The sequence below is a fragment of the Rheinheimera mesophila genome, assembly GCF_000986865.1.
Lineage (GTDB): Bacteria > Pseudomonadota > Gammaproteobacteria > Enterobacterales > Alteromonadaceae > Pararheinheimera > Pararheinheimera mesophila.
In genome coordinates this window covers 1-9,086 of sequence record NZ_LAVS01000040.1, presented here as the reverse complement: position 1 = coordinate 9,086, position 9,086 = coordinate 1, and the positions used below count along the sequence as shown (strand labels likewise).

Genomic DNA, 9,086 nt, shown 5'->3' with positions numbered 1-9,086 from the left:
TTGGTGTGTCTGGTCAGCCAGGTTTATTCACTGAACAAGTGATCACAGCGATGAAAAAGCACTGTGAACTGCCAATTATTTTCCCGTTAAGCAACCCGTCCAAGCAAGTTGAGGCTACGCCTGAACAAGTGATTAAGTGGACAGAAGGCAAGGTGATTATCGCCACAGGTAGTCCATTTAAACCAGTGACTTACAAAGGCCAGACTTACCACATAGCTCAGTGCAATAACTCTTACATCTTCCCGGGTATTGGTTTAGGTGTCGTTGCAGTCAAAGCCAGTCGCATCAGCGATGATATGTTACGTATTGCCAGCGAAACTTTAGCTGCGGCTTCGCCTTTAGCCAATACAGGGCAGGGATCCTTGCTACCAGCTCTGTCTGAACTATCAGAACTGAGTAAGAAAATTGCCTTTGAAGTGGCTAAAATTGCGCAAAAACAAGGTTTTGCGCTTGAAATCAGTGACGAAGAACTGCAGCAAAAAATTGAGCGTAATTTCTGGATCCCGGAATATCGTCAATACAAACGTGTCAGTGGTCATTAAATTCTTTGCGTGTCGAACGCAAAGTAACTAACTAAAAAGTTGGTTTAATCAATATTTTAGCGATTAAACCAACTTTTTTCGTTTTTTTCCTCCAACTATTTTCTCTGCTGCTCCGACTTAGTTATAACCAAACCATAGGAGCCTGTTATGAAATTCCAACAATCATTAACCTTCACCTTATTATCTGCCGCTATGGCCGTAACTCTGGGCTGTACAGCTCAGGCTGATACTGCAGCAGCTCATTCAACTGCAAAACCTGCGCAAGTCGCTTTTATTAAAAACTGCAAGGTGATACAGCAGCGCGCTATGACTGCGGATGAGTTTGCTGCATACCAACGCTTAGAAGCTGTTGAACTGGAAATGGAACAATTACATTTGCCCATGAAAGCTTTTGAAGCAGAAATGGAACAACACAGCGAACGTATGGCTGAGCTTTCCGATCTTGTGCATCAGGAAGATGACCACAGTATTCGTATCGATAAAGCGAAAATGGCAGAACAGCACAAATTAGCCGAGGAAATTCACGAAATTACTGAACGCCACAGACCGCATTTTGCAGCTTTAGAGCAAAAAGGCAATGAAATCAGCGAGATAGCCGATGATTTTAGCGACTTACTGGAAAAGTCTGCGCCAGCCGGTGGTTTTGATCATATCCAGGTAATATCGGATTCAGGCAAAACAACTGAATGTTACGACAATGGCATTAAACTGATTTCACGGAATTAATCTTCGCCTTGATACGAAAGCCATACGCAGATGTGTATGGTTTTCGTGTTGAGCTTAGTCACGTGTACGAATCAACGGGTTTAACGCTGCGAATAAAGGTTTATATTGGATGTAATGGCATAAAAGCCAGAGCACAAGAGTTATGCGAATATCGGGTATCTAGTTGATTAATATAGAGATATCTCCTTTATTATCCGCATATAAAGTGTCACATAATTATTATTATGTTAAATTCCTGATATCGCTTTTTGTTGGTTATTTTATGACCGCCCCAACGGTCTTGAACCCCTCAGCAAAAGTACCTAATTCAGGGTTTTGACAGTTCTGATTCAAAAGCACATGATAAGGCCTGTTTTATGCAGTTATCTTTTTGCGGGAAAGTCTCGCTTTTAATAACTACATGGAATAAGTAACGCTATGCTAATGCAAACAAAGTCTATCACTGATAGGCAAATTTTATGGTTCACAGGCTTCATCACTACTCAATTTACCGCCAAAGGTGTGATCTCTCAGCCTGACATTAACAAAATATGTAACTTTTTCTTGGTTAGTCCACGTACTGCACGGCGCTGGATAAAGTCTGGTTTTCCTGAAAAAGCCAGGCATCAGCTTGAAATGCTTTATGCCGGTGACTTCCTTCCCTCAGCCTGGAAGCAAGCCGGTCTTAAAGTGTGTTCTGATGGTGTTTTGTTGGCTGACGGCCGATTGCTCGGGATTGGTGTTATGCAGTTCTGGCCCTTCCTGATGCAAGCTGTGAACTGGGATAAGGTGCCTAAGTTAGTCATTGAGCGTTCTACTTAGGTCGTTGATGCTTGGGCGCTGCTGCGCCCATTGAAGCTTTTAGATGGTTTGTAATGGCAGGAATAAACGATTGCTGCTGGTGTTTAGTTGGGTGAAGCCAAACTTTTCATAGAACGCCTGGGCGTTTTGGTCGATAGCATCTACCACCATGCTATAAATGGCTATGTCCTGGCTAACGGCCATTGTTCTTTTGATAGCGTCAACCAAAAGCATTTTACCAACGCCCTGGCCCTGTGCGTTCTGGCTTACTGCCAGCCTGCCAATAAGTGCAGCGGGCACTGGGTAGCGCGGTAGCTTTTTGGTAATTTCCGGCGGTAATTGGCTTAGCTCTATCGACATGCTGGATAGTGTGTAGTACCCCACTATTTCATTGGGAAGCTGTTGTGTACTTGCAATAAATACGCGGCTTACATGGCGCTTTATGTCTTGACCTGCCTGCTTTTGAATGTACTGGTCCAATGATGGTGTTCCGCAGGTAAACGCTGCTCTTTTATGCTGGCCGTCCAGTGGCCTTATGATTAGGTTTTGCTGTTCAATCATTTAGTGGTCACACGTTTTTCATGCTCTGCAAATGCGGCTGTCAGCGCGCTGTTAAACTTCACCGGTTTTGAAAGCGCATTGAAGAACAGTTCTGAGTCCTGTTTGTTCAGGCGCATGGTTTCGTGTTCGTGTATAGTTTTTTCTGCATGCGCTAACGCGCTGCTGAGAATAAAACTGCTCACTGTTTTACCTTCAAAGCTGGCTGCACGTTCTAAATCGCGTTTAGCGCTTGGCTTTAACCGTAAATTAATACGGTCTTGTTTGGTGTCTATGGTGACGCTCATGATTCTTGCCTCCGCTTTCATCTTATCTGAATAATGTACGTCAAAACGGTGCCTTTTTCAATTGTATATTTTGTGCGCCGCTTTTATGTAGATCCTTTCAGGCGTTTTTTATTTCAGTTTTATTTTTGCGTTTATTATTTTTTTTCAATAACTTACCTTGCCCCTCTAAATCGCTGCTTTGGCGAAAACCTCACGGAATCCACGTAATCCGCTTTTGTTTCATGCACTTAGTTTTTCACTATGCCTTCAAACGCGCTGTGCAAAACTGTAAAACACTGAAAAAAACAGCAATCTTTTCAGATCCTCAGATCCTCGCAAGCCTTTAGAAATGGCGCGGCTTGCGGGTATGGACTGCAGGGGCAAAAAACTGAAAAAAAACGCAAAAACAGAGCGCGAAGGTGGGTGAGGAAGAGCGCGGATTCCGTGACGCGTATTTTCCCTGCCGCTGGTTTCCGTGATGCGGTGCTTTTGGCTCGTTTTCGTGCCTGTGGTTGGCCCTGATGCGTGATCAGCGCCCTACTTTCTTCTTTGCTGTCTCAGTTGGTTTGATGCGTGGTAGTGGCGCACAGTAAGGCGCTTTGTTTGATGCAGTACAGCTATCGTGTTGCCGACTGCTGTAGCTGGTGGAGTGGCAAAAAAAATGGCCGCATTTTGCGGCGGCCATTTTTATATTTCAAATGTAATGTCTTAACATGCTTTATTTGCTACTCGAACTCATCTAGGCATAACTGCGCATTAGCAACTTGTTGTATCCAAAAGCCGTGGAGTTTTCCGTTTTTAAAAGAAGCGTCTTCACTTCTTAATTTTTTTATCTTTATTTTTGCGGCTTCCCTAAGGCTTTTAATTGCTTCAACTCTTGAAGCGTTACTTATATTTTTTAGAACATTAGCCGGAATAAAGTGCGCCTTAAGTCTTCCATCCTGCTTAAAGTCATCTTCTCTGTAATCCGCCTTTATTCCGAACAGCTTCTTAAATTGAGGTTTGTCAAAGACAAGAAAGCCATTTTTATAGGCTTTTTCACCGACAGGTATCAGTTGGTCTTCGACAATAAGAAGAGTTCCTTCTTCTGATAGGGTAGACCTAATTAGACCTCCTTCCCTGAATAGATCCAGCCAGCCTTTTGGGTCTATCTCGTGAAAAACGTTACACATAATAATCATATCGAAAGTGTGTTCTTCTAAAGCCCCCTTAAACTTTTCCTCATCATCAAAATACCTGGTCTTATCTGAACCATATACCCTCTCCAAAACTTTTAAGCACTCAGCTTTGTCTTCCGATGGAAGGTCATAAGCGTAGTAATCCAGCCACTCTGAAACATTTACCTCAGTTGATGCAGTAGTATCGAAGATTGTAGATAACAGTCTACCTTTTCCGGCTCCAAAATCTAAAATACGTAACCTATCACCTTTGTTTTTAAGTGAATTTATCGCATTGATTATTTGGGTTGTTTGCGGGTCACCTACCCCAGTAACTATCGCTTTAGGAGACATCAGACATTCAAATGAAAACTTTGCAGTAGCCATTTGTGCTGGTAAAGATAAAAAATTTGATAGTTTATCGATTTCGTCCTGGTTACCAATTAAACCCTCCAGAACTCGTTCTGGTATATTTCCACTAAACGAGATCTCGCCGTTTTCAACGTACCATATGTGCTTAGGGTCATAATGTGCCAACAGGTTTATAGAGTGTGTAGCTATCCACAACTGCCCATTGGCTAGTGTACTAAAAAGTTTGTCAACAACTTCAATTAAAGCTTTTGGGTGCAGATGATTCTCTGGTTCATCCATAAAAATTATAAAATCATTTAGTTTTGACTGTTGGGTATATAACGCAAGACAAAGTTGTAGTAATACTTTTTGACCATCAGATAAACCTGATTCACCTAAAACTCTTCCAAATATTGTTGCGTCGCCGTCTCCTGTTCTATCAAGTTTGGCGCCTAGAAAAGTATTTACATAGTCGCAAAGCCTTTCATAATCGGCAATATACTTAAATTTATTATTTTCATTGACAGAAGAGCTTGGATGGGTGGCATTGAACCATAAATCTTGAACATGCTGAATTTTTGCAAAAGTGCTCTCTGATGAGTTTGCTACCCCTACTTGATCTAGTTTCTTTACAGATTCTATAAGCCTATATCTATTATGGCTACGACTATCTGTTAAATCCAAATTTTTTGGAACGAAATCAACATAATCGTAAAATTCTTTTACTTCGGATGTTTCAATTAAGTTCCATTTCAAACTCTTAGTATTTTTTTCAATTAGTGAATTTAAGCTTTCTATTATATTTTTTACTCTCTGTATTTCTTCATCTGAGTACTTGCCACCTCCTACTCCTTTGTTTTGCTCATGCATTAATATTAAATTTTCTTCTTGTGTTCTAATCTCGTTCTCATACCTTTTTTTGTCACTTATCTCCCTTTCTATATCGGCAATTGTGGGTTTTTCTAAGAGCGTATTTTTTATTTTATCTAATATCCTGCTTTTTCCTGAGCCATTAGCTCCAGCGATTAATACTAGTTTTTCAGTCCTTGGCATATTTATTCTAGCCAAGCCTTTTTTTTCATCTTCGGGAATATTTATCTTTGTTATCAGCATATATTTACTTTCAAAAAATTTGAGTGATTAGAGGCCTAATAACCGAGTCTTTTTGGCTAGGAACTCGGCTTCTGTGATAATGCCTTTTTCTTTCAGGTCAGCCAGCTTTTCAATTTGTTCGTAGATGTCTGCAACTGGTGCAGATGCTTCGCTGGTTGTGGGTGCTTTATCCTTTGGTGCGTCTCGTTCATCCAACACCTTGCGGGTGATGTCGACAAACATTTTAGCGTCACCCTTGGGAGCGTTTTTAATTTCGCCGTTGTTGCCTGATGCAAATATCTTCACTGTGCCAAATATCAGACCGCTTTCAAAACTGATGGATGATACTGACTTAAGCGGGAACTCCTCTACTTTCAGACTAAACAGCCCTTTGTCGATGAACAGGATCCGCATTGATGTAGTGCAAAGTAAACCTACACCGTTGTTGTACTGACCTTTGGTCAGTGTGTGCAGGTATTCATCTGGTTTAAGAATTTCAGCCAGTACTTTCAGCTCTTTACCCGCAAAGCTTATGTCACTTACTTTTAGCTCTTGAACTCTGGCTTTTACTTTTTCTATGGTGTGTGCCATATCTTCCCTTTTTCTATGTTCCCCAAAGAGCATTAAAACTAAACCAATTCCTTTTATTCATCCAGTGCTTTGTTACAGCTTTTGCCTTGAGCTGAGTCACGGATGAATTGCCCGGGCAGTTACGGTTTGCACCGAACGTCTGGTCACAGTTTGTATCGACCGTCGGGTCACAATTTCCTCTGGCCAAGTCACACTTAAATGCCCTGGCTTTGTCACGCTGATGCAGCAGAGCCCAGTCACGTTTTTATCGTCCGGCAGTGTCACGGTTGGCTATTTGTGGTCGACTTTAGTTGTGGCTGGCTATGTATTCCGGCATGGGTAGACAGTTGCAACTATGCTGCAGCAGTTTTTTGCTGTGGCCAGCGTAGTCAGTTGTGGCTTTGTGTCCTGGTGGTGTAGATGAATTTGACTGTGCTGAAGCGTAGCTATTGCTGACTATTTGGTGATTGGGTCCAGTCTGTTTTTTTGCGCCTCGGCTTCGTTGGCTTTGGCGGTAAATGCTGCGGCTTGATCAGGGGCTGGGCCTGCGTGGGTGTGGCCTGCGCATTCGGTGGCTAATGCTTTTACTGTTGCCATTAGTTCAGACAGCAACTTAAGCACGTTTTCCCCTTCGCTCCCCAGCCATGTTTTTGGGCTGCGGTGGTCTTGCTCTGCGCTGGCGGTTACTTTGCGGGTTTGGCATTGCAGTTCGGCCAGTTTGCCTATGAGGTCTTTTAGGTTTTCCGTTGTGGTGTTTTCAAAGTTTCCGGCCGCGTCTATGTGCTGGTACACGCCTTCTTTGGTTTGTATGCGGTACTCACCTTCTTTGATTGGTGGCAGGTTCCAGCCAAAGGGTAACACTGTGCGAATAAATGGTTTATCCGGGCGGCCGTATGCAAAGGCGATTTCGACAATGCTGCCGATTGCTGGCGGGTTTAACTGCCCTGCACTGGCGCCAGCGCCGAACAGTGGTAGTGGTACGGCTTGCAGTACTTTGGATTTGGTGGCGGTGCCGTTTTCGTCCAGCAGTTGCACGTCTACTGCATAGCGTGGGTAAAACGGGTCGCTGCCGCGTTCTCCGTCTTGCTCTGGCAGTTCTGGCAATGCCACTACCTTTCCCCAGCGTGGCAGGTGTAACCCTGCACTTAGTTCCGGCCAGAGGCGTAGCACTAATTTTTTGATGATTGCTTCCATAGCTTTACCAGGTGATTGTCATGTTGGTGCCTTTGAACTCTGCCTTGGTAATGCGCTGGCCGTTGGCGGTGGCATTTGGGCGTAGTTTTGGCGTGGCTGGTATGGTGGCTGTTTTGCCGCCTTGCTGCTCGGTCATCAGGTTTTGCGGTATGGCAACGTTTTTGCCGTGCCAGAATGAATCGGCATAGCTGCCTAAGTAGATTTTGCCGTTGCCTTGCTGCTGCCAGATGAAATCCGGAATTTTGAAGCAGCGCCCTAAGTTGTCCAGCATGGCATAGCCTGATGTGTCGGCATAAAAACAGGGTATGGCGGTGTCGGTGTATGGTTTATCCGGCAATACAAATTCAAGGCCTGTAATTGCGGTTATTTCTGCGCATACCTGGCGTAGTGTTGGCTGGCGTAGCATTACGCTTAAGTTGTTGGCTAAACCTGAGGACAGTTCGCGGCAAAATACGGTGTAGTGTCCGTTTGCTGCTGGCATGATCCGTTCTATGTAACCAAAGAACAGCCTGTCTATCATTTCGCCCCACCCCATATCAAAGGCTACTGGTGTGAGGCGTTCTGCGTTTTGGTTTATGGTGAGCTGGCATGTGCCCGGGCTTTTGGCCTGCAGCACTACCCAATGATCACTCACTGCCACTTTTTGGCTGCCAATGTAGGCACGGGTGATAAATTTGGCGTTGGGCTCGGCCATTATGCGCTACCTGTTTCCGGCGCCGGTGCAAGGCTGTCGTCAACTGACTTTAACCAGGCAGTTAAACCGGTAAGTGGTACTTCGGTTTGTGGTGGTGCGTTTTCTTCTGCTGCGGTTTGGCCTGTTGCGCCCTGCTGGGCTGCCGCTGGTTGCGGTGTCCGTTCTTCTTTTTTCTGCGGCACGCTTCGCACTTCTGCCAAGGTAAAACTAATGTTCCACTGGCGGGTTGTTTCTTGCTCTACGGCTTCAATGCTGCTGCTGAACTTCACCTGTTTAACGCCTAACGCCTCGGCGGTTCGGTTGGCAATACGGTATGTTACCCGCGCCCCGCCCTGGGTGGCCTCGGCCAGTTTGAACAGGTTGGTTAAGTTGGCCACGTCGGCAAATTTAATAAACCCAGTCACCGACAGCATTTTAGCTTTCATGCCCGTTTCAGCGGTGTCGGTGCTACTGCTCTGTCCGCTGGCGTCCTCGGTGGCCAGCTCTTGGCTGGCCGTGATCCGCAGGGCTTTGAGTAGGATTTTTTGGGCGTTTAGGGAAAGCATAGCGCGCCTTACTCTTGCTCAGTTTCTGGCTGTGGTATAGCAACCTGGTGCCAGTCCTGCGCTTGTTCATCCCATGCAACGGTATAGCCTTCGGCGGCTAAAGGTGGCATTTTTTCGGTGTAGCCGATAGGAACGTTTTCACCTACTTCCATCAGTATGTAGCTATTTCTGTCACCTGTTGCTGTTGCAAAAGCTTGAATTTTTGGCATTTTGTCTTTCCTTTAAACGTTTGGTTTCCAGCGGCCCATAGCGCTTATTATTGCAGGCAAGTTACCCGGGGCACTAACGGCTGAAATATGGTTAAACGTGACTTGAAGAATATTTATTAAGGTAAAACCTAACCATCTTACGTTTGAATCAAAAACATACCCCGATAGTCTTACTGAGGTTGTTGTTGTTGATAAAAACTTAACTGGAAAGCTTGCAGTAACAAGAGCACTAATAAATACAGAGCCCAAATTGGTTGTGCACGGGATGCCCGCTGTTTTTACATCCATCATCTGCAATCCATCTGCACGTCGATGGTATTCGCCATATTCGTTCAAACCAAATACAACATCTGGCAATTTAACGCATCTCCAACGGCCCGAGCCTTCGTGAACAAACTGCAA

12 protein-coding genes are annotated in these 9,086 nt (G+C 44.5%); 3 read left to right on the top strand and 9 right to left on the bottom strand.

Annotation, left to right across the window (positions count from 1 at the left end; genetic code table 11):
- From SD53_RS12125 to SD53_RS12115, 3 genes are all read left to right on the top strand, one after another.
- Window positions 1-542, top strand: a 542-nt coding sequence (locus tag SD53_RS12125; protein WP_277619433.1) for a malic enzyme-like NAD(P)-binding protein, incomplete at its 5' end; no start/stop codon positions are given.
- 147 nt (window positions 543-689) lie between these two features.
- Window positions 690-1,268 (top strand): hypothetical protein, encoded by a 579-nt coding sequence (locus tag SD53_RS12120; protein ID WP_046520500.1) that lies wholly within the window; start codon window positions 690-692, stop codon window positions 1,266-1,268.
- 417 nt (window positions 1,269-1,685) lie between these two features.
- Window positions 1,686-2,069 (top strand): hypothetical protein, encoded by a 384-nt coding sequence (locus tag SD53_RS12115; protein WP_046520499.1) that lies wholly within the window; start codon window positions 1,686-1,688, stop codon window positions 2,067-2,069.
- Window positions 2,070-2,108: 39 nt separating this feature from the next.
- Here the strand turns inward: SD53_RS12115 and SD53_RS12110 are convergent, their stop codons facing one another.
- From SD53_RS12110 to SD53_RS12070, 9 genes are all read right to left on the bottom strand, one after another.
- On the bottom strand, window positions 2,109-2,609 hold the full coding sequence (locus SD53_RS12110; protein ID WP_046520498.1) for a GNAT family N-acetyltransferase: 501 nt from the start codon (window positions 2,607-2,609) through the stop codon (window positions 2,109-2,111).
- Window positions 2,606-2,893 carry a type II toxin-antitoxin system TacA family antitoxin gene (locus SD53_RS12105; protein WP_046520497.1) on the bottom strand — a complete coding sequence of 96 codons (288 nt, stop codon included), beginning with the start codon at window positions 2,891-2,893 and terminating at the stop codon, window positions 2,606-2,608. Before SD53_RS12105 ends, SD53_RS12110 begins: the two co-directional genes overlap by 4 nt.
- Before the next feature lie 704 nt (window positions 2,894-3,597).
- A complete protein-coding gene (locus tag SD53_RS12100; protein WP_046520496.1) occupies window positions 3,598-5,493 on the bottom strand; it encodes an AAA family ATPase in 1,896 nt (631 codons plus the stop codon).
- Between the two features lie 27 nt (window positions 5,494-5,520).
- Complete coding sequence (locus SD53_RS12095; protein ID WP_046520502.1) at window positions 5,521-6,063, bottom strand: PH domain-containing protein; 543 nt, start codon at window positions 6,061-6,063, stop codon at window positions 5,521-5,523.
- Window positions 6,064-6,498: 435 nt separating this feature from the next.
- Complete coding sequence (locus tag SD53_RS12090) at window positions 6,499-7,236, bottom strand: hypothetical protein (RefSeq protein WP_046520495.1); 738 nt, start codon at window positions 7,234-7,236, stop codon at window positions 6,499-6,501.
- Between the two features lie 4 nt (window positions 7,237-7,240).
- Complete coding sequence (locus SD53_RS12085) at window positions 7,241-7,930, bottom strand: hypothetical protein (RefSeq protein WP_046520494.1); 690 nt, start codon at window positions 7,928-7,930, stop codon at window positions 7,241-7,243.
- The gene (locus SD53_RS12080) at window positions 7,930-8,475 is read right to left on the bottom strand and encodes a baseplate complex protein (RefSeq protein WP_046520493.1); all 546 of its coding nucleotides are present in this window, start codon (window positions 8,473-8,475) and stop codon (window positions 7,930-7,932) included. The genes SD53_RS12085 and SD53_RS12080 overlap by 1 nt, the downstream gene beginning before the upstream one ends.
- Window positions 8,476-8,483: 8 nt before the next feature.
- Window positions 8,484-8,684: a hypothetical protein gene (locus tag SD53_RS12075; protein ID WP_046520492.1), complete on the bottom strand. Its 201-nt coding sequence runs from the start codon at window positions 8,682-8,684 to the stop codon at window positions 8,484-8,486.
- Window positions 8,685-8,696: 12 nt separating this feature from the next.
- On the bottom strand, window positions 8,697-9,086 hold a 390-nt coding region (locus SD53_RS12070), incomplete at its 5' end, for a hypothetical protein (protein ID WP_206539934.1).

Coding starts and splice junctions, on each gene's coding strand:
- SD53_RS12075 (WP_046520492.1), bottom strand. CDS start 8,684: ATGCCAAAAATTCAAGCTTTTGCAACAGCAACAGGTGACAGAAATAGC.
- SD53_RS12110 (WP_046520498.1), bottom strand. CDS start 2,609: ATGATTGAACAGCAAAACCTAATCATAAGGCCACTGGACGGCCAGCAT.
- SD53_RS12095 (WP_046520502.1), bottom strand. CDS start 6,063: ATGGCACACACCATAGAAAAAGTAAAAGCCAGAGTTCAAGAGCTAAAA.
- SD53_RS12115 (WP_046520499.1), top strand. CDS start 1,686: ATGCTAATGCAAACAAAGTCTATCACTGATAGGCAAATTTTATGGTTC.
- SD53_RS12105 (WP_046520497.1), bottom strand. CDS start 2,893: ATGAGCGTCACCATAGACACCAAACAAGACCGTATTAATTTACGGTTA.
- SD53_RS12080 (WP_046520493.1), bottom strand. CDS start 8,475: ATGCTTTCCCTAAACGCCCAAAAAATCCTACTCAAAGCCCTGCGGATC.
- SD53_RS12085 (WP_046520494.1), bottom strand. CDS start 7,930: ATGGCCGAGCCCAACGCCAAATTTATCACCCGTGCCTACATTGGCAGC.
- SD53_RS12120 (WP_046520500.1), top strand. CDS start 690: ATGAAATTCCAACAATCATTAACCTTCACCTTATTATCTGCCGCTATG.
- SD53_RS12090 (WP_046520495.1), bottom strand. CDS start 7,236: ATGGAAGCAATCATCAAAAAATTAGTGCTACGCCTCTGGCCGGAACTA.
- SD53_RS12100 (WP_046520496.1), bottom strand. CDS start 5,493: ATGCTGATAACAAAGATAAATATTCCCGAAGATGAAAAAAAAGGCTTG.